Origin of the sequence: Bacillus sp. MD-5 (assembly GCF_002201875.1) — a bacterium.
GTDB lineage: Bacteria > Bacillota > Bacilli > Bacillales > Bacillaceae > Bacillus > Bacillus stercoris.
The window spans coordinates 2,370,734-2,394,807 of record NZ_CP021911.1; the positions used below are offsets into that span (position 1 = coordinate 2,370,734).

The window sequence follows — 24,074 nt, forward strand, 5'->3', positions numbered from 1 at the left end:
CCTGTTCAGTTGCCAGACACAAGCCAGTTATATGTTAAAAATGTGTCTGGAAAAACCGGTTGATTTTTTTTCATAAGAAAAACCATTGTATTTTTAATGGACTGAATCAGCGCTTGATTCAAATCAGTCTCAGCAAGCTTACGCACCTCATCGACACCGGGAAATGCCCGATTAGGCTCAATGTAATCAGCAACGTAAATGACTTTTTCTAAAAGTGTCATGCCAGGGCGCCCTGAGGTATGATACCTGATGGCGTCAAGAATGTCTTCATCTTGGACACCCGCTTCTCTTTGGACCAAATACGCGCCGACCGGAGCGTGCCAGAGCTCCGGATTATGATCCAATAAATGCGCAGGCATTTTTTCTCGCGCAATAATTTGTTTCATTTCTTCTTTTGGGCGGAATTTGGCATAATCATGAAAGATCGCCGCTGTTTCCGCTTTTTTAGAATCGGCTCCAAAACGCTCCGCAAGTTCGATCGCCGTGTTCATCACGCCAATCGTGTGGATATATCGATGTTCGGTCAATTGCTGCTTCACGCATGCAAGTGCCTCCTCACGATTCATATAAACCATTCTCCTCTACATACTTCTTCACTTTATCAGGGATTAAGTAGTCAGTGGGCTTCTTGCTTTTAAACCGTTCCCTTATCATAGTTGATGATACCTCAAATTCCGGAACGTCTGCAAAGAGAAGCGGATAAGGGGTTTCAACATGAAAACCGGGGCGCTTTACTCCAATAAATTGAATGAGGTTCAGCAGCTCGTCCAGCTTATACCATTTCGGCAAATATTCAATCATATCAGCACCGATTATAAAGAACAGCTGATCATTTGGATAACGCTGCTTCAATAAAGAAACGGTATCAAAGGTATATGATGGCCCTTCTCTTTCCATTTCAACAAGCTCCAGCTTAAAGGACGGATTGGATTGAATCGCAAGCTTCAGCATTTCCACGCGATGCAAGCTGTCGGTATAGTCTTCGTCCTGTTTATGCGGCGGAATTTGATTGGGCATAAACCAAATTTCATCAAGCCCCGCCTGGTACAGCACCTCATTCGCCATTAAGAGGTGACCATTATGCGGAGGATCAAACGTGCCTCCGAAAATTCCGATTTTCTTCATTTCAACCACCTTTAAGGAAGCTCGATTTGTTTATTTTCCTTTGATTCCTTATATAACACAATTGTATTGCCGATTGTCTGCACCAATTGAGAACGGCTTCCTTTTACAAGAGCGTCCGCCACATCATTTTTATCCTCTTCGCAATTCTGGAGAACACTGACTTTAATCAGCTCTCTCGCTTCAAGTGCCTCAGCAATTTGTTTAATCATGTTGTCGTTTACTCCGCCTTTACCTACTTGAAAAATCGGCGTTAAATGATGCGCTTTTGAACGCAAAAAACGTTTTTGTTTACCTGTTAACATTCTGTTCCTCCTAATTTTCCTATTACAATTGTTCTCATTTTTTCAATATCAGGCTCTTGTCCAGTCCATAATTGGAAGGATAATGCCGCCTGTTCAACAAACATGCCCACACCATCAAGTGTTTTTAAGCCTTTCTGGCTTGCTTCTTTTAAAAGAGCCGTCTGAATTGGATTATACACGATATCACATACGACAGCACTGCTTGCGGCACGCTGTAATGAAAGCGGCACTTCATCCACGTTCGGATACATGCCCACTGATGTTGTATGGATGATCACATCATACTGCTCAAGACGTTCTTCTGCTTCTTTTAAGCTTAATACTTCTTTATTGTGAAACGAGGGAGTGGATTCTGTAAGCCGCTTTGCTTTTTCCAGCGTCCGGTTGCAAATGTCAAATTTTTTTGGGCTATTACGGACAATTGTTGTAAAGATGGCTCTCGCCGCTCCGCCCGCGCCGATCATTAAAAATGACAGTTCAGAGATGGGCTTGTCTAATACCTTCATTAATGACTTTACAAAGCCTTCCCCGTCGGTATTGTATCCGACAAGCTTGTCTCCCTCTCTTCTGACCGTGTTTACGGCACCAAGCACTTTTGCACTCTCATCAATATGATCCAAATAATCCATAATAGAAACCTTGTGCGGGACAGTCACATTGATTCCTTGTACGCCTAGAGCTTTTATTCCCTTTACCGCATCCTCCAGATCATTCTCTTCCACCTTGAAGGCATGATAATGCCCGTCAAGCCCAAGATCTTTCAATGATGCGTTATGAATATCAGGTGACATGGAATGGCCAATCGGATTTCCGATAACCCCGTACAGCTTTTTCATACTCCTCTCCCCTTTTCTTAAATTAATGAGCGCCGAACAAATACATGAACGCCTTTTGGAGCGTATGCAGTTACCTTTTTATCGGCGTCATGGACAGTAACCCAGCCTAACCCAGAGAAAACGATATCTGTCTTTTTGTCTTTTATCGTAAACGTATGGGCGACCAATTCCGGAAACTCATCCATTTCATCTTTACCCGGAGGCGTGAGCAATTCCCCTGCATGCTTTTCGTAAAGCGCGTCTGCATTTTCAAGTTTTGTTCTATGAATCATCAGCTCATTTGGCATATAACAAATAAAAGGAGATCTTTCCCCAGACACATAATCGAACCTTGCAAGTCCGCCAAAATACAGTGTTTGCTGATCATTAAGCTGGAAAGTGCGAGGCTTCAGCTCTTTTTTAGGGGATAGTATTTTCAGATCCTTCTTATTGACATAATGCGCCATTTGATGGTTGTTGATAATTCCCGGAGTATCATAAAGCGCTGAGCCGTCATCCAGCGGAATTTCAATCGCATCAAGGGTTGTGCCAGGAAATTGGGATGTTGTAATAATATCTTCTTCACCTGACACTTCTTTAATAATCCGGTTAATAAAGGTGGACTTCCCTACATTTGTACATCCGACAACATAGACATCTTTGCCGTTGCGGTAATGCTCAATCGCATCAATGACTTCTTTGATTCCCTGGCCGCGTCCTGCACTGACCAAAAATACGTCAACAGGTTTTAAGCCAAGCTCTTTCGCTTCACGTTTCATCCACTGGATCAGACGCTCTCTTTTCAGTGACTTAGGCAAAATATCCGCTTTATTGCCAACTAATAAGATAGGGTTCCCCCCCACCAAGCGCTGCAGCCCATTAATCCAGCTGCCGTTAAAATCAAAAATATCAACTATTTTTACGACAAGAGAGTCCGTTTCCCCAATACCGTGAAGGATGTTCAAAAAATCATCATCCGTTAAGGAAACATCTTGTATTTCATTGTAGTTTTTCAGTCTGAAACAACGCTGGCAAATCACATTTTCTTTCGTAAGCGATGCAGGCGGCGCGTACCCCAGACCTGTTTTGTCCTCGGTTTGGATTGCAACTCCGCATCCGATACAAACAACCTTTTCCATTTCTTACTCCTCCCACTGAATGTGCCCTTTTCGTTTGAGAGCACTCAGTATTCTGCGTTCAACCTGGCGATTAAAGCGCGTAATGAATCCGTCAGAAGAAGCGACAGGCACGACCAAAATCGTATGGTAGCCGTTTCGGTTTCCCCCGAGTACATCGGTCAGCAGCTGGTCTCCGATGACCACGCAGTCCTCTTTTTTCAGCTCCATATTGCGCACCGCTCTATTAAAGGCTTTACCCATCGGTTTTCTTGCTTTATAAATGAATGGGATTCCAAGCGGTTCAGAGAAAAGTTTCACTCTTCTTTCATTATTATTAGAGACGATTGTCACTTTAATGCCGTGTTCCTTCATTTCTTCAAACCACTCGATCAAGCGCGGCGTTGCGTTCGGCCTGTCCCATTCAACAAGCGTATTATCCAGATCAGTAATAATCCCTTTTACATTTCGTTCCTTTAATTTTTCAGGTGTAATATGAAAAATATTTTTTACAAACTCGTCAGGTAAAAAAAACTTTTTTAACAAAACCCGCACCCTTCCCTTTTCTTTCTCCTTAATATGATTGTCGAAAAAAATCGAACTTGCGCCTAAAGAAAAACTGAGCAAAAAAATTTCGACAAAAATTGGGTTTCTTCACCAGGTGTGGATAAATTTACACACACTATCCACTCTTATTACATCACTCTTTAGACAAATTATAAACACGATACTCACAAGTTATCCACTTTTTGGTGTGGATAACAGAACGATTGTTCTTATATTCATTTCATGGTAGATTAAAGATAACTTCAACCTCAGATAAACGCAACTTATCATTGTATGCGTTAAGATCATGAATGATTCCAACTTTTAAGGAGGTGCCTCTCCCATTAATTGGGTTCCTAGCATGAGAAAACTGTCTGATGAATTACTAATAGAATCTTATTTCAAAGCCACCGAGATGAATTTAAACCGTGACTTTATCGAGTTAATTGAAAACGAAATAAAAAGAAGATCGCTCGGACATATTATTTCCGTATCTTCTTAATAGGAATTTGTCTATTTTTTCCGGGCGTATTTCCTTTTTTTACTCAGATGACTGATATTATATCACTTCGGCTGCGCGCTTTACTACTATTTTCAGCAAAAAACACCCCTAAAAAGAGGTGTTTTAAAGGGCCGGTTATTATGCTAACCAGTATATGCCGCCCACAACCAGGAGAACAACAACTAAAACAACAATAAAAGCGTATCCATATGCTCTGCCTGCGCCATACATGTGAAGCGCCTCCTTAATAAGGTTTTATAACAGCCTATGTAGGAGAAATAAATCGGACTAGGCGGTTGTCCAGCTCAACGCTGCAGAATCTGCCCATCTTGTATTCCTTCATATACGATCCTTGCCCCTTTAGGTGTCATATGATTGCCTGAAGGATCTATAAGACCGGATTGGATAAGCGCTTCATCAGTTGCTTTTCCGCCGTCTGCTTCTATAAAATGCTTCCAGTTATCTACAAGAGGGACATTCAGGCGCTTCGACACATCTCTTGTAATATCGTTGTATGAGTCGTGCCATTTCCTTGCTCCGCCTTTTGGTTCAAAAGCAGCTGCTTTATATCTGGAATAGTAAAACAGATGATGCTTCCCATTACCTTCTATAATCGGAATACACGTCATTAAGATTGGCTTGATCCCGTGTTTTCTGCTTTCTTCAATAAAATAAACCAGATTTTCTCTAAAACGCTGCTTCGACACTCTCGGTTTTCCCTCAGTCAGTATGGCGGCGTCATTTGTGCCGAACATAATAAACAAATACTTCGGTTTTTGATCCAGCACATCTGTCTGAAACCGAAGACGGGCATCCTCTGTCGTCTGTCCTCCGATTCCCGCATTGAGTATATCAAGGTTACCGCGTTCAGCTGTTTTAAGTATATTGACCCACTGCTGTGCTTTTGGATAATCGCGATAATCCCAATTAGAGCCACGCGTATTGCTGTCACCAAATGCTACAACGTCTTCGTATCCCATTCCCTCGCACCCTGCTGTAACGAACAACAGAAGGAAAAGGATGATAAAATGTTTCATCTTTACACCCCCAAAAGCCTCACCTTAATGTTATACCTCTGTTTCCCTTCGTTCAACGAAGAGTTTTTTTGCTAACACTGTTTTTTCCTATAGTTAACGTGTCCCCCTCAGTGAATATCATTCTGCTTTCATTGCGGCGCAGCAGATGACTTTTTATTTTTAAATTCCCTTCTCTCTAATCTGAAAAACACACAAACCAAAGGAAATAAATAGGCTAAGATACAGCTTATCCCTTAAGGTTATGGTTACCCTTTCTATCTCCCCTATGTTAAGAAAACAGAGAGATAGACGGACAGCCTTTTTTATGAACTAAAAAGAATTGTGTTCTTAACCTGGTTTTCAGTTGAACGGCTGAAATGACACCAGTTATACTAATTTAGATGACGGAGATTTTGGCTCCTGACATCATCTAAGTTGGGAGTGACATAGACTATGTTAAAAAAGGGAATAGGTATACTTGTGATTATCGCTATCATTGCAGTCGGTTTTTTTCAAAAAGAAGCTTGGCTTGATGCAATCAAAGCAGGGGGGATATTTTCCGTTTTATTTAGTATGCTGCTGATTGCTGTCGATGTTTTTTTCCCAATAGTGCCGTTTGCTTTAGTTGCTGCTTTAAATGGCGCTGTGTTCGGGACGGCAAATGGAATTTGGATTACACTGACCGGCTCAATGCTTGGTACAATATTGCTGTTTTTTCTCGCAAGGTACAGTTTTAGGGATTGGGCCAGAAAAAAAGTTCAGGCATATCCTGCCATACAAAGCTACGAGGATTCCTTCAACAAAAATGCTTTTACCGCTGTTTTATTAGGAAGACTGATACCGGTCATACCTTCCCTTATAATGAACGTGATCTGCGGACTGAGTCAGGTTCGCTGGCATGTTTTTTTCTTTGCATCTTTCATAGGAAAAATCCCCAACATTGTTGTTGTCACCATTGCAGGTGCCAACTTCAGCAGCAATAAATTATTGTCTATCAGCATTTACGGTGCGTATATTCTGATCATCATGCTGGTCATATATAAAAAGTTCCCTCATCTTCTGAAGGTGCCAAAAAAATAAGGAGGCTTGTTCGCCCCCTTACTTTTTTTCCGTCGCATGGCCTCCAAATTCATTTCGAAGGGCAGCGACATGCGACCACAGGAGTTGCGCTCTGCAGATCAAGCGTGGTTTTCGCCGTCCGTTTCCCTTCACCTATGGATCATTTTTCAAAAATGTCCGCTTCCCGCTTCCGACGGCGGTGTCCCGAAAAAGCGGTTCTACAATCTCCCATGCTTTATGATCACCCCCACCATAAAACAGGCTCCATGCCATGCGCCTTCATTCCGCCCGCCGTACCGGCATCGAGATAATGGATACCGCTTCTTTCATTTAATTGTAGCGGTAGATCGATTCTTTTTAACGATAATCATATCGCCTTTTCTTAATAAAGGTCATACATCACGCAAAACTGCATCATCTCTATGAATTGCTTTCCTATGTTTATTTTCCCTAAGCCGATTAATCCGATTTTCATGCCTGTTCTTCCTGATTGTCAAAAGCCTTTACTTTTTATGTTCCCTTTGTATTTGATACGCAGGAAAACAAATGAAACTACATCTTCTGCCCATTTTAATATGTTTTTCATGACCTGCTGTACCTGCCAGTTCCATTTCAGAACCCTCTTTAAATCCATAATTTTTACTTTATCCTTGATTTACCATCTCGTTGAGTTAAAATATGGGAAGAGAATTTTCAGTAAAAGAAGGTGTCATGTTGCAGAATCAATCTCATACTCTTATTGGTGTTACGAAAACCGCTGTATTCTTTTTATACGCTGCACTTGCAATCATCGGTTTTACCATCGGGTATTTTATCCCGCAGATTGCGAAATGGGCATTATCCCTCCCGTGGATTCCTTTTGAAGGACCGCTTCGGCTCATCACCTCTTTTCAGGGATCAACAGCTGCATTTATCACTGCTCTTCTCGGTATGACTGCAGGGATTTGGTTCGCTCATTCTGTTATTGCAATGCTGCTGTCTGTCAAGATTACAGATCACACAGTGGAATTCATGAAAGGAAAAAAAGTGCAATCAATTCATTCCGGTGACATCGCTCTTGTATTTATGGATCACAAACAGCTTGTCCTCCTAGGAACAGCCGGATATGAATTGGTACGGGAAGAAATTGATGAAAAACCAGTAAACGTTGAGAAGGCCTTTAGACAGCATCATTACGAATGGGCAGCAGATGGTGATCCGTTTACAGATCAATTTCGTCGATGGATTCCTAATGCACCTGACCTATCGCAAGGCGCCCATGCCTTATTAAAAGCTCGTCACAAAGCGCTGGAGGACGAACAAAAAGACGATATTGAAGAATTCCGTCTCGAACTGGCACAGCTGGGCATTGTTGTACGGGACGAAGGCACACGCCAATATTGGCGAAAAGCAGAAACCTATCCCCCGAACATTCAGCACGGCGAAGGGTTGTAACAACAGAGGCTCAAGAAAGAGCCTCTTCTTTACTACTGCACAATAAACAGCACTCTGGTGCCGTCAGGATAGCTGCTCATTTGATTCCCTACCCATGAGCCAGCCCCGCGATTATCAGAAGGCGTCACATATCGGACATCAGCTCCTGCGCCGCCTTCCTCGCAGACCGCCATCGGCCACTCATCCCGATCATAGCCCGGCTTCGTCGGAATACCCTTTAATGATTCCTCCCGCCTTTTGTCTGCTCCATCTCTATCTATGGTGCAAATCTCAGAATGTCCCTCTGCAATCGCATCTCTAATATGATCGCCTGTTTCCGGATAACGAGACAGCGGAAAATATAACACTTTGTCATACAAAGAAGCGCCTTGGATCTGCTGCGGAACCATTACACAAAGAAAAACTGCTGCAGCAATAAACAGGCCTGCCATCCATTTTTTCATTCCCATCCCCCCATACATTTGTTCATTTCAATGTATGGGCGCATGATAAAAATTATTGTTAACATTTGAAGTTAATATGCTGTTTACAAAAGCCCAGGCTCCCATGCGAGAAATTTCCCGGTACAGACACAGACAGCCTCCCGCCCACATACATTTACATATAGGCTTTTGCCTACATACTTTTGTGGAGGTGACGATGGTGACAGGTGTTTTCGCAGCGCTCGGCTTTGTTGTTAAAGAGCTTGTCTTTTTAGTATCTTACGTGAAAAACAATGCCTTTCCACAACCGCTCTCAAGCAGCGAGGAAAAAAAATACTTAGAGCTCATGGCTAAAGGGGATGAACATGCCAGAAACATGCTGATTGAGCATAATCTTCGCTTGGTCGCCCATATTGTGAAAAAATTTGAAAATACAGGTGAGGATGCAGAGGACTTAATCTCCATCGGAACGATCGGGCTGATAAAAGGAATTGAAAGCTATTCCGCTGGTAAAGGGACAAAGCTGGCGACGTATGCTGCGAGGTGTATTGAAAATGAGATTGTAATTACAAAAGGGGGGTGCATACACCCCTCTTTAATACGTTTCAATATATATGGTGTCAGAATCCACAATGGTAACTTCTTTCACGATAAAGTTAACAATTGTTTTTTTATCTTCAAGAGTTAAGTTATCTGCACCGATTGATTGAAAATAGTCGATGGCTCTTTTTAGAGCATTTTCACTTGAGCTCGTATCATCTAGGACTTTCATTTTTGACTGGATTTCGTTACACTTTTCAGTAAGCTGATTTTGCTTTTTTTGCAGTTCAATAATTTGTGCTTTGATTTCATCTATGTCTAAATCATCGTCATCGCTTAGGCTGATTAGCGTTAAAAGACGCTTGCGGCCTTTTTTTGTTTTCTCTATCTCTTTTTCAATAAGTTCTAATTCATCAGACAGGTGATTTGATTGTTCAGCCTCTTTAAAAGAAACATACTTTTGAGGATTTGTGATGAATTTAAAAATTTCACCCCATACATGCCGGTTCAATTTATTCTCAGACATTTCTTTTCCGCAGCCGCGGTCCTTTGCGCCAGAATAATTTTTCCGGCAAGTATATACATAGTAGTCTTTACCATGTGATTTTCTTTTCTTCCCTGTCATGGTATTTCCGCATTTTCCGCATCTAACCAAACCCGATAACAAGTAATTGTGAGGGCTGATACTCAAGTGTTTTCTTTTACTTTGACCTAAGAGTTCTTGAGCATAATCCCATTGTTCAGCTGGAACAATTGCTGGAATTGTCACAGTGATTTGCTCCTCTTCAGGCCTTATTTTAATTATAGATTTGTTCCCTGCCTGCTTTGAAACATAGGAACCCTCTGTATCATATTTATACTGTCTATGTTCACCCTTATAGGAAGAGTTCATTAATATTTGCCGAACAACCTGCCTGTGCCATACTTTGGCGCCTTTTTTTGTTTTAACCCCCATCTGAGTTAAATGTAGAGCAATACCATTTACTCTGCCGAAAAAAGGGCTTTTATGATCGGTGAAATAGTTAAAAATCATCCGAATGATTTTTGCTTCCTCTTCTAATATCTCAAGAGTTCTTTTCTCTTTAACAAATTTATAGCCATATAGTTTAGAATCTTTAATGATCATGCCTTTTTTCATTTTTTGAAGTCGGCCGCTTGATGTCCGTTCTTTGATTTTGGCTTTTTCAAATTCTGAGATTGCCCCGCGCATTGCGAAAAACAATTGACCTTCTGGAGAATTGGCGTATTCACCATTTACAAAAATCAAGGGTATATTTCGCTTTCGCAATTCGTCATCAATGATTAGCTGATTCATTAATTTCCGAGAAAGACGGTCAGGATCGTAACAAATGACTTGACTTATAAGTCCCTTGCTTGCATCCTCCCTCAAGCGATTCAAAGCCGGACGTTCTAAAAGCTCTCCTGAAAATCCTTCATCTGCATACTTCAGCACATCTTTAGTCCCTGCTTTCTTTATACAGGCCTCGATTTGGCTGTCGATGCTCGATCCCTTGATCGCTTGTTCCTCGGTCGATACCCTTACATATATTGCTATCACCCTGAATCTCCTTCCTATAAAGTTTTATTAAATAATGATAGCAATCGTTAATGCATTTGTCAGCTTGCGGTCCCTCGATGATTATCACTTTCATAAAATGCATCACCCCTTGGGTAATGCTATGTAAAGGCGGTTTGTCCTAATGAAATTATTTTCAATGAGTGTGAAAAAAGCATTTAAAAAACCGATAGTTAAAACGATCGGTTTTTCGACATCGCCTAGGCCCTCAACATAGTAAATTCATATCATTAGTTATGAAAGCTTATTTTCACTACACTCCTTATATTTATTTGCCATCATTTCTATACGATTTATATGAAATATGGTAAAAAATGGTTATATAAAACGATAAAGATACCAACCTGTTCATTTGGTATCCCCATTCTTCAAGTACCTCAATAAATGTAAACCACTGAATATTTTTATGACATTGCACGTGTCAATGATGCCAATTCATGAACTCATAAAGGAGATTTAATAAAACTCCCAAAACAAAAGGGATATCAATATAGTTTGGTATCTTCTTTATTAGTTTGAATCCCTCAATAAAGTGGATGCTTATCATAATTACAAAAAACTTTATTTGAAGCACTGAAGTCATTCATTATATTGTTGTAAAGATAACACTATAGTCCCCTTCTTACTTCATAAACGGTTGTTATATTTAACTTCTTAATTAAGGGACATTTTCTGTTTTTAGATTCGTTATGTCTTTTTCTGTTACGTAAAGAATGGAGATAAACCAATAGAATTAAGTGAGCTTTAAATGCTTCAAAAAGCTCTGATAACAAATCTCTTTATAATATTCATGTGAATTTATATCTTCACTCATTAGCCATTGAATGAGCAATCCATCTACAATAGATCGCATTGTTTTTGAAGCTTTTTCAACATCTATACTTTGGTCAAATACGCCTGTTTCCTGTCCGAAAATAATAATGTTAGATGTGGTGCCCCAGCACTGTTGATAAAAGCTATGGTTAATTTTCCTGTACGTTTCATTTCGGGTTGCCTGAGACAAGAAATCTAAATAAACCTTATAAAACTTTTCATTTTCCTCGGGAGAGACAAATATTGAATTTACATAAGCTTTCAACTTATCTAGTGGCGTAGATTCCGAATCCACTGCTTCCAATTCATGTTTATAAATTTTATTTGTAAGCCACTCAAGTAGTTGAGAAAGGGTATCTTCCTTATTATCAAAGTAATAATGCACGACGCCCTTACTAACTCCTGCGTGATCTGCAATACTTTGTAGTGTAACTGAATTATAACCTTGTGTTGACACAGCTTGGAAAGCTGCCCTTAATATCTGATTCTTTCTTTCTTCTGCTTTTTTCTTCATAATAAACCTCCAGAAAGCTAAACCTTCAATTAGTATACAACAGTTCATGAAATCCACACAAAATTATTCCGACCAGACAAAATAGTTTGACCGGTCAGAATAATTTAGTATACTAAAAGTGGTTTCACATCAAGATAGCATATAGGAGGATTTATAAAATGAAAGACGAATTCAAGGCTCTAGTTGTAAACAAAGTTGATGATGAATTTTCAATTAAAGTAAAGAATGTTTCTCCAGCGTTTTTACCAGAAAGTGATGTCCACATCCAAGTACACTACTCTGGAATTAACTACAAAGATGGACTTGCAGGGAACCCCAATGGGAAAATCGTAAGAAAATACCCATTTATACCGGGTATAGATTTAGCAGGTGTAGTCATTTCTTCTAATGATCCTCGCTTTAAAGAGGGGGATAAGGTGATTGCCACAAGTTATGATATAGGTGTTTCTCATTTTGGCGGTTTTAGCGAATATGCAAGTCTCCCTGGAGACTGGATTGTACCTTTACCTGATAATTTGACCCTCAAAGAAGCAATGATAGTAGGAACAGCTGGCTTCACAGCGGCACTATCTATTCAACGTCTAGAAGAAAATAACCTATCTCCCGAAAAAGGAAAAGTTCTGGTAACAGGAGCAACAGGTGGCGTTGGTAGTTTTGCTGTTTCATTCCTTAACTCTCTCGGTTATCAAGTAGAAGCTAGTACAGGTAAAGAATCAGAATATGATTACTTACGAAAACTTGGAGCTAGTACAATTATTTCACGGGATATGACCTATGGAGGGAAGGTTAAAGCCTTAGGATCACAAAAATGGGCGGCAGCTGTTGATCCTGTAGGCGGGGAACCTCTTGCCTCTATCTTAAGCCAAATTCAATATGGAGGTTCCGTTGCTGTTAGTGGATTAACAGCTGGAACAAAACTGCCAACTACTGTTTTTCCATTCATCTTAAGAGGTGTTAATTTACTTGGAATTGATTCTGTATATTGTCCAATGGAAACACGGTTAAAAACATGGGATCGTGTAGCAACAGATTTTAAACCATCTAATTTAAAGGAATTTATATCACAAGAAATTACTTTAGATCAACTTCCTAACGTTCTTCCTGAAATATTGGAAGGACAAGTAAGAGGGAGAACGATTGTAAATATCGTATGATTATTCATCAGAACTCATCCAGTTGCTAAAGATGAAACAATGTCTTAAAGGTCTAGTAAAGGGATTCTCAACAGGAATTCCTTTACTTATTATAGCTTACTTTATGTTAATGCAAAAATATAAGGAGTGATCCTCCCCATTCAGCTTACACAGTCTTAATGATATGAAAACGCTTATTCATCGTACATTATAAATGTGGCTCCTAGTCTGGAGTTTCGTTATGGGCAAACAAAACTCAAATAAATAGGAACCCACCTTGTCACAATAAACTCAATAGACTAATGCTGAGAAGTCTCCTTACTTACTTCAACATGCTCAAAACCCTGTAAACTGGTTCCCTTGGGGAGAAGAAACATTTGAAAAAGCGAAACGCGAAAACAAACCTGTTCTCGTATCTATTGGGTAGCTATACGCACATGCCATTGATGCCATATCTATCTAAAGTGAAGACCAAAAACGGAGATCGTAAACGCTAATTTCTAATTTCAAGAAAAAAACATTAAATAATTTTTGTGAATATGTAGAATCGAATAATTAGAGATAATACGTATGTAGTCAGAGCACACAGATTTATCATCGATTAAAACCCTATGTGAAGATTATAACCCGTTCAATCCATCCTTCCTTCCACATAAGGTTTTAATCAATTTAATCAGACCTTTTCTTTTTGAATATGTTCTTCATTTTCATAAAAGGGCATTGTGACACTTGATTTTCATCATCCCGCAAGAAGTACTGTTTCCACTCCAGATTGTCTTTTTTTCCATACCATCCTAAATGCGGATGGATTGGTACTTCATCATATGCCTCAAGCCTTTTTCGAATTTGCTTACTCATATTTCGTCCAAATGCAGTAGTATCATTTAGCTCCTCAAAAACCCACCTAGGCTGAAACGTCAACATAAAATAAGGAAAACTTCTGCTTTTTCTTTTGCTGTGAGCCGGTGTAGCACACAGAACAAAATATGGTTCTCCATTAAAACAGTATTCCCATTGAAAGTGCTCTGGATTTTCTGGTATATCATCTGGCCAATCAGCTGGATCTTCCATACTCAATGAATTGAGCAACTGCCAAAACAACGATTCGTAATCCTCAATTTTGTAATCAGTCAGTAATTCTTCTAGTGTATGAAATATTACAGTTAATGATGCATACTTTCCTGTCTCTCGTGAAATAGTTCCATACCGAGTAAGCAACGGCGCTAATTCCTTCGCAGTTTCAGGATTCCTTGGATCACCGACAAAAGCAATCCGCAACTGGTCGCTTAAAAATGCTTGCCTTCCCGGTATACAAGGAAATTTATTTTCTTTATCACCTATTTTTTCACTCAAATAGTTAAACGAATCCCTTTGCCAACCAGGTAGCGTTTCTTTAATTTTTTCAAGATCACTTTTGGCATATAACTCAGTCAAAAAATCCACCTCCGAGGCATTTATGATAATGTATTGCGGGAGCACGAAGGAGGTGAATGCCTAATTACTTTTTCGTAAATCCGAATGAATATTAATTAAATGGTTATGGTTTAATGGCTAAGTAATTTGCTTATCAAGAAAAATCCAGAATCAGTTTCGCGTTTAGCTGTTAATACACACTCAGCCCTCAAAACGACGAATGCTGAACCTTCTGGATTTTTTAATGTTAAACTCCAATAAATTATCTGTATTTTCACCTTCAAATACTTGGGGCTAACAACCTGTTTTTGGTGTTAAGTTCGTATAGCTACACATAACGTAATGCTAGTGTTTACACATGCAGTCAATTTACTTTAACCAAGTTATCTTGTCATAGACTTCTAAATTACATTCTGCAACAGTGTTTTTCATTTAAATAATAGAAAAGTACAGGAGATATTAATGTGGTTTGATATCTTCACTATTAGTTCATGAAAGAACTTATCAGTATGTCTATATTAAATCTGTCTTGTTGCATTTCCTGCGCGTGTATCAACTGCCACACTCGTTATATTTCCAGCTGTAGTTATAATTATATTCACCGTATAAGTGTTATTTCCAGTGCTTGTTATTGTATCCACATAAGTTGTTGATACTACAAAGCTTTGATTACCTGCACCTGTTCCTGATCTAATAAATGGGACTTCGGTTAATAATGTTCCATTTCTCCGTAACCGTGTTGATCCTGCTATATTATAATTAGCTGTTGTATTCGCAAGGATGTCTGCAGAAATATCAACTTTAATCCTCTGTCCATTGGTTACTGGTACAGTAAACGTTAATACTGTCACTTCTGTATTTATAGGCGGGTAAACCTGCAATGGTATTGCTGATTGGTCGAAGAAAATAGGCGCAGGAGATCCTGTTTCTCCAGTTGCACCTGTGGCTCCAGTTGATCCTGTTACTCCCGTGGCTCCGGTTGATCCGGTTGATCCTGTTACTCCCGTTGCTCCAGTTGATCCTGTTACTCCCGTGGCTCCAGTTGATCCTGTTACTCCCGTGGCTCCAGTTGATCCTGTGGCTCCGGTTGATCCTGTTACTCCCGTGGCTCCGGTTGATCCGGTTGATCCGGTTGATCCTGTTACTCCCGTGGCTCCAGTTGCACCTGTGGCTCCGGTTGATCCTGTTACTCCCGTGGCTCCGGTTGATCCGGTTGATCCTGTTACTCCCGTGGCTCCAGTTGCACCTGTGGCTCCGGTTGATCCTGTTACTCCCGTGGCTCCAGTTGCACCTGTGGCTCCGGTTGATCCTGTTACTCCTGTTACTCCTGTTACTCCTGTTGCACCTGTTGGCCCCCTAATACCGCCACATGCGTTAAGCTGAGCGCACATTTATGTCACTACTTTCAGTAAAAGTTTGTGAATTAAAAGATGCAAACTCATTAATATTGATAATTAAGTGAAAAGGAAACAGTTACATTTGCAGTCCCAGTACCTCCTGTTCCTACAATACCAATTGAGTTAATATCATTTAAAGTAATTGATCTACTTTCACCCGGAGCTACTGTAAACCCTGTTACTGCAGTTCCGTTAACTGTAAGTGAAGCTGTGGGACCTACACCAACAATTCCATTGTTTTCTACCATTATTGTTCCATTTATAACAAAAGAAGTTCCATCTTCCCAAACTGGTGTAGCTACAGCTCCAGTATCCCCCAAATCAATCGTGAAGCACACTGCATCGTTGACAAATCCTGTTTGCTCGTTACTACAACCGCCTAGCATCGCCATAATAATCCTCCTAAATCAATTAATCTTTATAATTTATGTTATAAAAAACGATTTGGATTGGATAATCAACCACATTTAAAAATATCTGATAGTCTTTTTAATGTGGTTCAATTGAACTTCTAATAGAGCATGTAATATTTGATTTGATGAATCTACTTTAAGACACTCGAGATCTTTAACCGTAATGGCAATACATTCACCTTTTCTTACGCTTAATGAACTTATATTCTTTTTAGTCTGAAGAAAAATCTTAATAGTTGAATTCTTATCATCTTTGTGATGGAGAGTGACTGTAGCAGTGTTATCAATGTTAGATACATTGTTCCATAAAATACTGGACTTATTTTCAGGTGTTGAAAAACATATATTAAAGGTATCTTTTATAGTTGTTTTTATAACCAAATAATCATACACTGGAATATTAAGTTCACCAATCCCACAAATAAACGAAATATCAATCAGAATACGCGACTCTGAACGATATAAAACTTTATTAGCACATATAGATTCTAAACAACAAGGAACTAGTAGTTCCAGTACGGCACAATTTTGTAGTTCATTCACTGAAACAACTGTAAAATAACATGTTTGAAATGAAATACCCTTGGATATCCCAGATGCAAAGAAATGTTCACCCTCCTGGGTAATTAAAAAAATTGGTGTTACATAAAAACATTCACCAACTTTTAATTGTTTTTCATTGTTTTGAATTCTTTTTAGTTTTTCAATAATGGAGCACGTCAAGTTCAACCAACTCAATTCATTGCTTTCAAGTTAAAGTGGCTTTTTATAACTTATATTATGCGATGCAAGGCTAATTGTGCATTACTGAACCCTTAACTTGTTTGTTATGACAAATATTTAGTACCATGCCTATTAAAGTAGACCCAAAAAGAGAAAAGCTTTAAACTTCAGTATTATTACTACAAGTCTCGATAACTCCATTGTTTTTTAACATCCAGATAAAATTTAATTAAATAACAAGCAAACTCCAATTAACTAGTTGTAAGCAATTTATTCATTTCAATTATTAGCTTATCATCATGTTTTTAATACACCATTAGTCTGGTTAGATTAGAGCATTTATTAACCATGAATTTTATTAGTGAGCAGGACCAATCAACAATTCTAACAGCCCGTCTTTAAATGATCACCATTCCCTTTTTTACAGGATGGAATCATTCCCTCTGAACAATAAAATATATATGTAGTATCCAACTGTTACGAAGAGGAGTTGAGGTATGTTGAAAACGAGTATTATTGTGCTGACTTATAATCAATTGGATTTAACAAAACAATGCCTGGAGAGCATATGGAAGCATACGAATCATAACAGTATAGAGATCATTGTTGTAGATAACGGCTCTCATGACGGGACACGAGACTACCTTAAAAAGATGTCTTCGATTAAAACAATTTTCAACGAAGCAAACGAAGGTTTCGCGAAAGGCTGCAATCAGGGTCTTGAAAATGCTTTAGGGGACAATATTCTTTTTTTAAACAATGACACTATCGTAACAAATCAGTGGCTGGAGCCAATGATCAAGCTGCTTTATCAAGATGAAAAAACCGGCATGGTCGGGCCTGTTAGCAATTATGTCAGCGGCGCCCAGCAAATTCCGGTTGATTACACCAGCATAGAAGAAATCGAGCATTTTTCTCAGGGCTACTGCAGACAACATCAAGGCGAATCAAAAGCCGCTTTACGGCTGGTCGGTTTTTGCCTTCTAGCAAAAAAAGAAGTCCTGGATAAAATCGGCGGTTTTGACGAACGTTTTGAAGGCGGTTCATTTGAAGACGATGACTTATGTCTACGCGCCCTGCAAGCAGGATATCAGCTAAAAATCGCCCTTGACTCGTTTGTGCATCATCACGGGCATGCCACATTTTCTGGTAATTCGGATTTAAGCATCAGCCGGTTATATCAGGTCAACCGCCAAACATTCATAGATAAATGGAAGCGGGATGTAACGGCTTTTATCGATCCTCAGCCAGACCTAAAGGAGCTCGTGCCTTCCGCTTCCCGTTCCATCCTCCATATCGGCTGCGGGGCGGGAGCTGCTGGCGCAGAGCTTCTGAATCGGCAAACCTGTACACTGTACGGCGTTGAAGAGGATGCGATATTACGGAGTATAGCAAGCGCCTATTATGAACAAGTCATTTCGGCTGATACGAAAGCATGCGAACTTCCTTATCCGAAGGCTTTTTTTGATGCGGTTTTGATAGGAGACCTTTTGAACAGCTCGGCGCATCCCCAGCAAACAATTGAGGCCCTTTCCGTTTACCTCAAGCCTTCTGGCTCGTTGATTTGCAGCATCCCGAACACAGCTTATGCAGACACGCTTTACTCATTATTATGCGGAACACCTTTACACACTCACTTCATTACACCTCAAAACGTAAACACGCTTTTTCCAAAACATCTTTATGAGCTAAAGTCAATCAATCCCCATTCCGCCGTACCTGAACCGAAGATCCAGCTGTTTTTACAGGAACTCAAATTTCTCGCCCGACAGTTTGGCCTGCCTGTGGATCACTTGTCAACACATGCTCATATTGACTGCATGTTTGTCCATGCCATCAAGAAAAAACAAAATGAAACGGAGGCCGCGTTGTGATTTCGATAAGTCTGTGTATGATCGTGAAGGATGAAGAAGCTGTTATTAGCCGCTGCTTAGATTCTGTCAAAGAGATTGTGGATGAGATCAACATTGTGGATACCGGCTCAACAGATCAAACGAAAAACATTGTTGCCCGCTATACAGACCGAATTTTTGATTTTGAATGGATTGACGATTTTGCGGCGGCCCGAAATTTTTCGTTCCAGCAGGCGACATCCGACTACATCTTATGGCTTGATGCCGATGACGTATTTACAGAGAAGGATCAAGAGCTGTTAGTGGATTTAAAAAGGACGCTTGACCTGAACATCGACGCGGTCTCAATGAAATACCATCTTGCATTTGACGAAGCAAATAATGTCACATCCAGCTTAAGAAGGTATCGGCTTGTCAAACGGGAAAAGGGCTTTAAGTGGATCGGCGCGGTCCACGAGTACTTGGAGGTATACGGCAATCTTCACCACAGTGAAGCAGCCGTTTCTCACATGCCGCTTAGCCATGAAACAGGTCGAAACTTACGTATTTATGAAAGTATGGTTTCATCCGGGAAAGAATTTTCACCAAGGGATCTATTCTACTATGCAAATGAGCTCTGTGATCACGGTAAAATCGAAAAAGCAATCGAATATTATTTACGTTTTTTACAAACAAAGCAGGGATGGGTCGAGGATAATATCAGAGCATGCTATAAATTGGGAGATTGCTATCATTCATTGGGACTGAAGGAAAAAGAATTAAGCTGGGTACTTCACACGCTCATCTACGGACCACCTAAAGCTGAAACCTGTTGCAGGCTGGGATACTCTTTCTTAGAGAAAAACGATTTTCAAAGCGCAGTCTATTGGTATGAAAAAGCAATAGACAACAAAGACGGAGAAAGTCTAGCTTTTCAAAACCGAGCCTGCGCCACCTGGCTTCCCCACCTCCAATTAGCTGTCTGCTACGATAAACTCGGCCAGCATCAGCTAGCCTATAAACATAATGAGAGTGCTTTACAATACCGTCCTCAAGATGAAAGAATGTTATCTAACAAACAGTACTTTGAAAATATACTTCAATGTCAGGATGCTTCAGGGGGTGAACAACATGGAAATCAATAAAAAGCCACAAGCTAATTCTATGAAAGAATATCATCTAAAAGATAACGAATATTACAAAGGGATTAATTGGAGACTTTTTAATTTAATAGAACCTCATGCAAAAGCCATTCTTGAAGTCGGGTGCGCTGAAGGTTTGTTTGGCGCAGCTGTTAAGGAAAAAACGAATTGCTCCTATTACGGGATCGAACCCTATCCGCCCGCTGCCGAAAAAGCCGCGCGCCACATTGACGAAGTGATAACAGAAGACATCGAAACACTGAAGCTGCCTTTTCAAAAAAACACTTTTGATTACCTCATATTCGGAGATGTATTGGAACACTTAAAAGATCCGTGGGCAGTTTTACGTAACCTCAAGCCTTATGTAAAAGAGACAGGAAGCATTTTGGCAAGCATCCCAAATATCAGCCATATCTCGATTTTTGAAAGTCTGCTGTCCGGCAAATGGACGTATACACAGGCTGGGCTGCTTGATAAAACACACTTCCGTTTTTTCACTCTGCAGGAAATGAGAAAGATGTTTCATGAAACAGGCTACAAGATCAGCCAAATTGAGCCTATTCCCTTCACGACTCACTATTATGAAAAAATGATCAGGAAACTGGCTCACGTCAGAGCATGCATGGGGATTTATCACACAGATTTCGAGGAGGAAGCCAGAGCCTATCAATATATCATAAAGGCCGAGAAAAGATGAACCCGCATGTAAATCAACACTCAATCAGCTTCATTACATGTGTGAATGATGACACCCTTTATGATCTCTGTCAGCGTCATATCCAATCTCTTTCTGTACCGCCGCATATGAAAGTAGAATTGATCAATATACGCAACGCAGACAGTATGGCCTCAGGATACCATAAGGCCATGCAGGACTCAGATTCAAAATATAAAGTGTATTTACATCAGGACACATTTATCATCAACAGGAACTTTATTTATGATCTCCTTTATGTCTTTCAGCAAAATGATGGCCTAGGTATGATAGGTGTCATCGGAGCTGAAGAAGTGCCGCAAAGCGGGATTTGGTGGGAGGCTTCTAAAAAAGCCGGAAAAGTCATTGAATACCGCAGTACGTACAGCTATTTGTTATTTGATGAAATTGATGAAACTGTCAAAAAAGTTCAAGCATTAGACGGTTTATTGCTGGCGACTCAGTACGATGTTCCATGGCGAAAAGAGATTTTTGACGGGTGGCATTTATATGATATTTCTCAATGCTTTGAGTTTACAAAAAAAGGATATGCAGTTGGTATACCCCATCAGAAAGAGCCATGGGTTTTACATGCATGTGGCAATGAGTTTGATTCTGACCAGTATTCTTATTACCTCAAAAAATATTTGAAGGAATATTTCAAACAATGATAAGTATTATAACGATCACAACAAGAAACCACTTTTTAAAGTAGGTTTCTTGTTTTCGTCTATATATATTTTAGTTAAAAATCTATAAAAAAACACGGCAAACACACTAACGCTTTTTTTCATTCTTTATATAATATCTACGAGTTAAAAGAAATATATAAAGGATGTGTATTCTTTGTCAAACAATAAACGATGTAATCGTTGTGGAGAATGTTTAAGTCATTGTTGTTGTATTAGAACAATAGGCATCCCAGGAAGGCGCGGACCTGCTGGAATACCTGGAAGACCCGGACCGACCGGGCCGTCGGGACCACCAGGGCCACCAGGACCACCAGGGGCAACTGGTGCAACTGGTGCAACTGGTGCAACTGGCGCAACTGGTGCAACTGGACCGACTGGTGCAACTGGTGCAACTGGTGCAACTGGTGCAACTGGTGCAACTGGCGCAACTGGCGCAACTGGTGCAACTGGCGCAACTGGCGCAACTGGTGCAACTGGTGCAACTGGTGCAACTGGTGCAACTGGTGCAACTGGCGCAACTGGCGCAACTGGTGCAACTGGCGCAACTGGCGCAACTGGTGCAACTGGTGCAACTGGTGCAACTGGCGCAACTGGCGCAACTGGTGCAACTGGACCGACTGGTGAAGCTTGCTGCCCTTGTACAAATCTTCTGGTCAACCCTGGATTCGATCTTTCAGCCACAGAAGCACCACCTGCTTCATGGACATCAGATGAGGCTACAGTAGTAGATTTTCCAGATTCTCATAGTGGCCGATTTGTAGGGAGTCCAACAACGCCTACACTTCAAGCAGTCAGCATTTTGGGTCTAGATCCTAACCCGCCTGTAGGAACAGTAGCAACACCAGGATTCGTAAACCAAGTAGTTCCTGTTTCAGGAGGCTGCTGCTATACTCTTACCTTTGCAGGCGATGTTAGAGATGGAGGTATCTTAGTTGCATCGGTATCTTTCCCTCCTCAACCGTGTCCACCACTAATTACGAATACGGGCACTGCTGGAGGAACTGTAACAACCAACCCAATATTCACAAATAATATACCGCATATTGTTGCACAATCTAACCAACCTCAAAGCGTATTCCAAAATTATACTTTAACTGTGTGTGCACCACTAGGAGCAACTACTGCGTGTATTACTTTCCAAAACATTGGAAACCCTGCCCCAGGCGGTCAAGCACTTGTTGACAATGTAGTCTTTAAAAACACAGGTGGTCCATGTGATACTTGTACTCAAAACTTCTAAATACAAATATTATTGAAAAAGGTATGTGAGTAATTATGAGAAAAAATTGTGGATGTGGGAGAAGAGTTGTTAGAGAAGAGGATTTGATCATTATTAACAGCTGTCCTGAACTTTCACTTGAAGTCTCTAAACCGCATAATAGTTATTTCCAAATTACCGGTACAGTAACATGTAATTCAACACCATTAGAAAATGTTAATGTTACCTTGACAAGTTCTTCTAATAGTATTGTTAAACCAATTGCGGTTAAAACCAATAATTTAGGTGAATTCTCTTCAAAAGGCAAAGTCTTATCAGATTCATGGAATACTATTGAAGTTACAGCGACTATTATTTCAAACGGTGAACCAATTTCAAAAACAGTGACCATTAATAAATAATCATTTTAAACCTTATGTTAGTTAAACAACATTCAATCTAAAAACTAACATAAGGTATTTTTTATTTTAAATAAACATCTTTAAAACCCTTGAAAAGTAATAATAATTCAATGCTGATTAATGGGATATCTATTAAAATAATACTAAAACAAGCCTATTTTATTTTGTTGAAATTCCCGTGGTTCGTATCGATGTGAGATGCAATATTCCTCAACCTTCTGTTTAATACCTATGCTCACGTTCCGTAGCCACTGCATCCGTTTTGGTTTCATGAACTGTACCAAATGGATGGTTTGGAGGAGCATAAATTGAGTATAGTTTTAACGGCGTATTACCTGTATTAATCACATTGTGCCAAGTGCCAGCAGGTATAACAATGGCAGAATCATCATAGACATTTCTTTGAAAATTTAAATTATCTTTGCTCTTCCCCATTTTAACGATCCCTCGCCCCTGCTCAACCCGTAAGAACTGATCGACGTTTGAATGCATTTCCAAACCAATATCTTCTCCAATACCGATACTCATCAAAGTTACTTGAAAATGTTTTCCTGTCCATAAGGCAGTACGGAACGTATTGTTTTGTTTTGTGGCTCTATTGATATTTACAACAAATGGCTTTGATCCATAATCCTTTAAGAGAAGGTTTCTATCTTCATAAGAAGAGCGCAAATCGGCACATCTGTGTACGTGCTCCATCTCATTTGGAATAGTCCAATAATTAGATCTTCCATCGTTATACATCGGTACAGTCACATAATAATAACATTGAGGCGAAAAAGGTATATAGTACATATTTTGATCCCCACAATTATAAATTTTTGTGATAGTATCCTATGCATTTATTAAGGGAGTGTGCTAAATCAAGAAAATTCATATTTAACACAAAAATGGACGTCTTAAATAATGTAAAATGTATTATTTAAAAAGACCTGCTTTGTATGTCCCTTTACGAATTCTCATAAAACCTATATTCATAAACCCTGATTTATTTGCACTAGATGCTTCTATAATATCGACTTCTAAGTAACGTTTTGTTCGATCACCGTTTGATTCACGAATGAACAATTTATCGCCGACCCTATAATCGTTTTCTGCAAGTTGAATTTCACTGACCTTTGTTAACAAGACATCAAATACATCGGACGACACTTTTATATGATGGATTATCAAAGGTCTACACTCCTAAATGTTTTTTGAACATTTACATAGTACTACAAACGGGTATACGAAAAT

Annotated in this window: 26 protein-coding genes and 4 pseudogenes; 12 read left to right on the forward strand and 18 right to left on the reverse strand. The window is 39.8% G+C overall.

Going from position 1 to position 24,074, the window contains the following annotated elements; all coding sequences use genetic code 11:
• Positions 1-5 precede the first annotated feature (5 nt).
• The 6 genes from yqeK to CDO84_RS11890 are packed head-to-tail and all read right to left on the reverse strand — an operon-like array spanning position 6 to position 3,903.
• A complete protein-coding gene (yqeK, locus tag CDO84_RS11865; protein ID WP_014664672.1) occupies positions 6-566 on the reverse strand; it encodes a bis(5'-nucleosyl)-tetraphosphatase (symmetrical) YqeK in 561 nt (186 codons plus the stop codon).
• On the reverse strand, positions 556-1,125 hold the full coding sequence (locus tag CDO84_RS11870; protein ID WP_014664673.1) for a nicotinate-nucleotide adenylyltransferase: 570 nt from the start codon (positions 1,123-1,125) through the stop codon (positions 556-558). Before CDO84_RS11870 ends, yqeK begins: the two co-directional genes overlap by 11 nt.
• A gap of 11 nt (positions 1,126-1,136) precedes the next feature.
• Positions 1,137-1,427 (reverse strand): ribosome assembly RNA-binding protein YhbY, encoded by a 291-nt coding sequence (gene yhbY / locus CDO84_RS11875; RefSeq protein WP_014664674.1) that lies wholly within the window; start codon positions 1,425-1,427, stop codon positions 1,137-1,139.
• Positions 1,421-2,263 (reverse strand): shikimate dehydrogenase, encoded by an 843-nt coding sequence (aroE, locus tag CDO84_RS11880; protein ID WP_014664675.1) that lies wholly within the window; start codon positions 2,261-2,263, stop codon positions 1,421-1,423. Before aroE ends, yhbY begins: the two co-directional genes overlap by 7 nt.
• 17 nt (positions 2,264-2,280) lie before the next feature.
• Positions 2,281-3,381, reverse strand: coding sequence for a ribosome biogenesis GTPase YqeH (yqeH, locus tag CDO84_RS11885; RefSeq protein WP_040082573.1), 1,101 nt, complete (start codon positions 3,379-3,381; stop codon positions 2,281-2,283).
• Positions 3,382-3,384: 3 nt separating this feature from the next.
• Positions 3,385-3,903, reverse strand: a complete 519-nt coding sequence (locus tag CDO84_RS11890; RefSeq protein WP_003226126.1) for a YqeG family HAD IIIA-type phosphatase — start codon at positions 3,901-3,903, stop codon at positions 3,385-3,387.
• A 361-nt stretch (positions 3,904-4,264) separates the two neighbouring features.
• Here CDO84_RS11890 and CDO84_RS11895 point away from each other — a divergent pair, with 361 nt between their 5' ends.
• Complete coding sequence (locus CDO84_RS11895) at positions 4,265-4,405, forward strand: sporulation histidine kinase inhibitor Sda (RefSeq protein ID WP_003226124.1); 141 nt, start codon at positions 4,265-4,267, stop codon at positions 4,403-4,405.
• Positions 4,406-4,710: 305 nt separating this feature from the next.
• On the opposite strand, the gene CDO84_RS11900 is transcribed toward CDO84_RS11895, so the two are convergent.
• Positions 4,711-5,442 (reverse strand): SGNH/GDSL hydrolase family protein, encoded by a 732-nt coding sequence (locus CDO84_RS11900; RefSeq protein WP_014664678.1) that lies wholly within the window; start codon positions 5,440-5,442, stop codon positions 4,711-4,713.
• Positions 5,443-5,874: 432 nt separating this feature from the next.
• Between CDO84_RS11900 and CDO84_RS11905 the strand changes: the two genes are divergently transcribed.
• Positions 5,875-6,501, forward strand: coding sequence for a TVP38/TMEM64 family protein (locus tag CDO84_RS11905; RefSeq protein WP_040082572.1), 627 nt, complete (start codon positions 5,875-5,877; stop codon positions 6,499-6,501).
• 18 nt (positions 6,502-6,519) lie between these two features.
• On the opposite strand, the pseudogene CDO84_RS11910 reads toward CDO84_RS11905, so the two are convergent.
• Positions 6,520-6,955 (reverse strand): annotated as a pseudogene (locus tag CDO84_RS11910) (NAD(P)-binding domain-containing protein).
• Positions 6,956-7,191: 236 nt separating this feature from the next.
• Between CDO84_RS11910 and CDO84_RS11915 the strand changes: the two are divergent.
• Positions 7,192-7,914, forward strand: a complete 723-nt coding sequence (locus CDO84_RS11915; RefSeq protein ID WP_040083764.1) for a YqeB family protein — start codon at positions 7,192-7,194, stop codon at positions 7,912-7,914.
• A gap of 32 nt (positions 7,915-7,946) precedes the next feature.
• Here CDO84_RS11915 and nucB read toward each other — a convergent pair whose 3' ends face one another.
• The gene (nucB, locus tag CDO84_RS11920; protein ID WP_014664682.1) at positions 7,947-8,357 is read right to left on the reverse strand and encodes a sporulation-specific Dnase NucB; all 411 of its coding nucleotides are present in this window, start codon (positions 8,355-8,357) and stop codon (positions 7,947-7,949) included.
• A gap of 196 nt (positions 8,358-8,553) precedes the next feature.
• On the opposite strand from nucB, the pseudogene CDO84_RS11925 reads away from it, so the two are divergent.
• A pseudogene (locus tag CDO84_RS11925) lies at positions 8,554-8,904 on the forward strand (sigma-70 family RNA polymerase sigma factor); the annotation flags it as partial.
• A gap of 27 nt (positions 8,905-8,931) precedes the next feature.
• Here the strand turns inward: CDO84_RS11925 and spoIVCA are convergent.
• The 3 genes and pseudogenes from spoIVCA to CDO84_RS11940 all read right to left on the reverse strand — a co-directional run bounded on the left by spoIVCA (position 8,932) and on the right by CDO84_RS11940 (position 11,779).
• Positions 8,932-10,392 (reverse strand): site-specific DNA recombinase SpoIVCA, encoded by a 1,461-nt coding sequence (gene spoIVCA / locus CDO84_RS11930; protein WP_223257626.1) that lies wholly within the window; start codon positions 10,390-10,392, stop codon positions 8,932-8,934.
• Positions 10,350-10,528: pseudogene (locus tag CDO84_RS21685) on the reverse strand (hypothetical protein). The gene spoIVCA and the pseudogene CDO84_RS21685 overlap by 43 nt, the downstream one beginning before the upstream one ends.
• Before the next feature lie 657 nt (positions 10,529-11,185).
• Positions 11,186-11,779 carry a TetR/AcrR family transcriptional regulator gene (locus CDO84_RS11940; RefSeq protein ID WP_080528950.1) on the reverse strand — a complete coding sequence of 198 codons (594 nt, stop codon included), beginning with the start codon at positions 11,777-11,779 and terminating at the stop codon, positions 11,186-11,188.
• 158 nt (positions 11,780-11,937) lie between these two features.
• On the opposite strand from CDO84_RS11940, the gene CDO84_RS11945 reads away from it, so the two are divergent.
• Positions 11,938-12,933: an NADPH:quinone oxidoreductase family protein gene (locus CDO84_RS11945; protein ID WP_088299191.1), complete on the forward strand. Its 996-nt coding sequence runs from the start codon at positions 11,938-11,940 to the stop codon at positions 12,931-12,933.
• Between the two features lie 239 nt (positions 12,934-13,172).
• A pseudogene (locus CDO84_RS11950) lies at positions 13,173-13,336 on the forward strand (DUF255 domain-containing protein); the annotation flags it as partial.
• Positions 13,337-13,581: 245 nt separating this feature from the next.
• On the opposite strand, the gene CDO84_RS11955 reads toward CDO84_RS11950, so the two are convergent.
• The 4 genes from CDO84_RS11955 to CDO84_RS11970 all read right to left on the reverse strand — a co-directional run bounded on the left by CDO84_RS11955 (position 13,582) and on the right by CDO84_RS11970 (position 16,873).
• Positions 13,582-14,346 (reverse strand): YqcI/YcgG family protein, encoded by a 765-nt coding sequence (locus CDO84_RS11955; RefSeq protein ID WP_088299192.1) that lies wholly within the window; start codon positions 14,344-14,346, stop codon positions 13,582-13,584.
• A gap of 497 nt (positions 14,347-14,843) precedes the next feature.
• Positions 14,844-15,716, reverse strand: coding sequence for a collagen-like protein (locus CDO84_RS11960; RefSeq protein ID WP_088299193.1), 873 nt, complete (start codon positions 15,714-15,716; stop codon positions 14,844-14,846).
• Between the two features lie 50 nt (positions 15,717-15,766).
• Entirely contained in the window at positions 15,767-16,114 is a 348-nt protein-coding gene (locus CDO84_RS11965; protein ID WP_040082472.1) for a DUF3992 domain-containing protein, read from the reverse strand.
• 75 nt (positions 16,115-16,189) lie between these two features.
• Positions 16,190-16,873, reverse strand: coding sequence for a CotZ-related putative spore coat protein (locus CDO84_RS11970; RefSeq protein WP_052438148.1), 684 nt, complete (start codon positions 16,871-16,873; stop codon positions 16,190-16,192).
• Between the two features lie 482 nt (positions 16,874-17,355).
• Between CDO84_RS11970 and CDO84_RS11975 the strand changes: the two genes are divergently transcribed.
• The 6 genes from CDO84_RS11975 to CDO84_RS21410 all read left to right on the forward strand — a co-directional run bounded on the left by CDO84_RS11975 (position 17,356) and on the right by CDO84_RS21410 (position 22,838).
• Positions 17,356-18,732: a glycosyltransferase gene (locus tag CDO84_RS11975; protein WP_088299194.1), complete on the forward strand. Its 1,377-nt coding sequence runs from the start codon at positions 17,356-17,358 to the stop codon at positions 18,730-18,732.
• Positions 18,729-19,835: a glycosyltransferase gene (locus CDO84_RS11980; RefSeq protein WP_040082470.1), complete on the forward strand. Its 1,107-nt coding sequence runs from the start codon at positions 18,729-18,731 to the stop codon at positions 19,833-19,835. Before CDO84_RS11975 ends, CDO84_RS11980 begins: the two co-directional genes overlap by 4 nt.
• Positions 19,822-20,529 (forward strand): class I SAM-dependent methyltransferase, encoded by a 708-nt coding sequence (locus CDO84_RS11985; RefSeq protein ID WP_052438147.1) that lies wholly within the window; start codon positions 19,822-19,824, stop codon positions 20,527-20,529. The genes CDO84_RS11980 and CDO84_RS11985 overlap by 14 nt, the downstream gene beginning before the upstream one ends.
• Entirely contained in the window at positions 20,526-21,197 is a 672-nt protein-coding gene (locus CDO84_RS11990) for a glycosyltransferase family protein (RefSeq protein ID WP_040082469.1), read from the forward strand. The genes CDO84_RS11985 and CDO84_RS11990 overlap by 4 nt, the downstream gene beginning before the upstream one ends.
• A 344-nt stretch (positions 21,198-21,541) precedes the next feature.
• Complete coding sequence (locus CDO84_RS21690; protein WP_232465396.1) at positions 21,542-21,943, forward strand: hypothetical protein; 402 nt, start codon at positions 21,542-21,544, stop codon at positions 21,941-21,943.
• Positions 21,944-22,493: 550 nt separating this feature from the next.
• Complete coding sequence (locus CDO84_RS21410; protein ID WP_156122884.1) at positions 22,494-22,838, forward strand: hypothetical protein; 345 nt, start codon at positions 22,494-22,496, stop codon at positions 22,836-22,838.
• 222 nt (positions 22,839-23,060) lie between these two features.
• Here the strand turns inward: CDO84_RS21410 and CDO84_RS12000 are convergent, their stop codons facing one another.
• Positions 23,061-23,633, reverse strand: coding sequence for a cupin domain-containing protein (locus CDO84_RS12000; RefSeq protein ID WP_040082467.1), 573 nt, complete (start codon positions 23,631-23,633; stop codon positions 23,061-23,063).
• 123 nt (positions 23,634-23,756) lie between these two features.
• Positions 23,757-24,011, reverse strand: a complete 255-nt coding sequence (locus CDO84_RS12010; protein ID WP_052438145.1) for an ASCH domain-containing protein — start codon at positions 24,009-24,011, stop codon at positions 23,757-23,759.
• Positions 24,012-24,074 lie beyond the last annotated feature (63 nt).

Bases quoted from the DNA above. Each gene is read 5' to 3' on its own strand.
- CDO84_RS11940 (WP_080528950.1), bottom strand. From the start codon at position 11,779: ATGAAGAAAAAAGCAGAAGAAAGAAAGAATCAGATATTAAGGGCAGCT.
- nucB (WP_014664682.1), bottom strand. From the start codon at position 8,357: ATGAAAAAATGGATGGCAGGCCTGTTTATTGCTGCAGCAGTTTTTCTT.
- CDO84_RS11915 (WP_040083764.1), top strand. From the start codon at position 7,192: ATGTTGCAGAATCAATCTCATACTCTTATTGGTGTTACGAAAACCGCT.
- CDO84_RS11870 (WP_014664673.1), bottom strand. From the start codon at position 1,125: ATGAAGAAAATCGGAATTTTCGGAGGCACGTTTGATCCTCCGCATAAT.
- yhbY (WP_014664674.1), bottom strand. From the start codon at position 1,427: ATGTTAACAGGTAAACAAAAACGTTTTTTGCGTTCAAAAGCGCATCAT.
- CDO84_RS11985 (WP_052438147.1), top strand. From the start codon at position 19,822: ATGGAAATCAATAAAAAGCCACAAGCTAATTCTATGAAAGAATATCAT.
- aroE (WP_014664675.1), bottom strand. From the start codon at position 2,263: ATGAAAAAGCTGTACGGGGTTATCGGAAATCCGATTGGCCATTCCATG.
- CDO84_RS11990 (WP_040082469.1), top strand. From the start codon at position 20,526: ATGAACCCGCATGTAAATCAACACTCAATCAGCTTCATTACATGTGTG.
- CDO84_RS11895 (WP_003226124.1), top strand. From the start codon at position 4,265: ATGAGAAAACTGTCTGATGAATTACTAATAGAATCTTATTTCAAAGCC.
- CDO84_RS21410 (WP_156122884.1), top strand. From the start codon at position 22,494: ATGAGAAAAAATTGTGGATGTGGGAGAAGAGTTGTTAGAGAAGAGGAT.
- CDO84_RS11900 (WP_014664678.1), bottom strand. From the start codon at position 5,442: ATGAAACATTTTATCATCCTTTTCCTTCTGTTGTTCGTTACAGCAGGG.
- CDO84_RS11965 (WP_040082472.1), bottom strand. From the start codon at position 16,114: ATGGCGATGCTAGGCGGTTGTAGTAACGAGCAAACAGGATTTGTCAAC.
- CDO84_RS12000 (WP_040082467.1), bottom strand. From the start codon at position 23,633: ATGTACTATATACCTTTTTCGCCTCAATGTTATTATTATGTGACTGTA.
- CDO84_RS11905 (WP_040082572.1), top strand. From the start codon at position 5,875: ATGTTAAAAAAGGGAATAGGTATACTTGTGATTATCGCTATCATTGCA.
- yqeH (WP_040082573.1), bottom strand. From the start codon at position 3,381: ATGGAAAAGGTTGTTTGTATCGGATGCGGAGTTGCAATCCAAACCGAG.
- CDO84_RS11960 (WP_088299193.1), bottom strand. From the start codon at position 15,716: ATGTGCGCTCAGCTTAACGCATGTGGCGGTATTAGGGGGCCAACAGGT.
- CDO84_RS11945 (WP_088299191.1), top strand. From the start codon at position 11,938: ATGAAAGACGAATTCAAGGCTCTAGTTGTAAACAAAGTTGATGATGAA.
- CDO84_RS11975 (WP_088299194.1), top strand. From the start codon at position 17,356: ATGTTGAAAACGAGTATTATTGTGCTGACTTATAATCAATTGGATTTA.
- yqeK (WP_014664672.1), bottom strand. From the start codon at position 566: ATGAATCGTGAGGAGGCACTTGCATGCGTGAAGCAGCAATTGACCGAA.